The 950-nt window shown below is 60.2% G+C and carries 1 protein-coding gene; it reads right to left on the bottom strand.

Translation table 11 applies throughout. The features are described from left to right. The coding region (gene mobA / locus PAT3040_RS39555) for a molybdenum cofactor guanylyltransferase (protein ID WP_305778786.1) at positions 1 to 507 on the bottom strand (507 nt) is incomplete at its 3' end. Positions 508 to 950 lie beyond the last annotated feature (443 nt).

A 950-nucleotide genomic window follows, 5' to 3' on the forward strand; every position in this document is an offset into this window, starting at 1 on the left:
CAGCGCAGCCAGTCCCGCCGCGAGACCTGCAACCGGCCCCGCGTCCTGCTGCCCGTCGAGGACGAATACGACTCCGCCGGGCAACGGGCCGAGCAAGCTCCGATAGGCGGCTTCCCGCTCCGGCGAGCTAACCGCCACAACGATCTCGCCCGTCACCGCCTCTCGCAGCTCGCCGATAAGTCGCGCCAGCAGCGGTCGTCCTCCCACGGGCAGCAATGCCTTGTCCCGCCCCATGCGCGAGCTTCGCCCTCCAGCCAAAATCACCCCGTGGCAGATCGGAATAAGCCGCGCTTGTAGCGGGTTCGACAGGTCCGGTAGGACCGGTGGGTTTGGTGGGTTTGGTGGGTTTGGTGGGTTTGGTGGGTTTGGTGGGTTCAGTAGGTCCGGCGGGGCCGGCGGATTCGACAGGCTCGGTATGTCCGGCGGGGCCGGTGGGTTCGACAGGTTCGGTATGCCCGGTGGGGCCGGTGGGTTTGGCGGGTTAGTCCCAAATTCGGTTACCGTCATTGTCCCGCCCCCATTTGCCTAGTTACTCAACTTTTTACGAACATCTGCGACGCTTTTTGCCCATTTTGTCAGTGTTCCTCGTTGCGCTCCTTCACCAACCGTTAAGCTCTCACATACAACCCACGGTTACTCCAATCCTAACAGACAGCAACGACGCTATTTGCCCATTTCGGTGCATTTCCGAATTTTATCGGACACCAGCGACGCTATAACCGCTCAACAACAGCCAACGGGCACGTTCGGAGCCATATAGCGTCTTCTATGTCCCTTAGAATCGCTCCATACCCGTTTTCGCTCGAATAACGTCTCGCATGTCCGTTAGCCCACACATGTCTGCTACATCCCTACCGTCTGCCAACTCGCTCCATTCATTTAGCCCGCTACCTGCATGCTGCCGCCATTCCAAAAAAGCCGGCCAAGCCGTGAGGCTGGACCGGCTCCCC

The organism is Paenibacillus agaridevorans (assembly GCF_003112455.1).
In the GTDB taxonomy this organism is placed as follows: Bacteria; Bacillota; Bacilli; order Paenibacillales; family Paenibacillaceae; genus Pristimantibacillus; species Pristimantibacillus agaridevorans.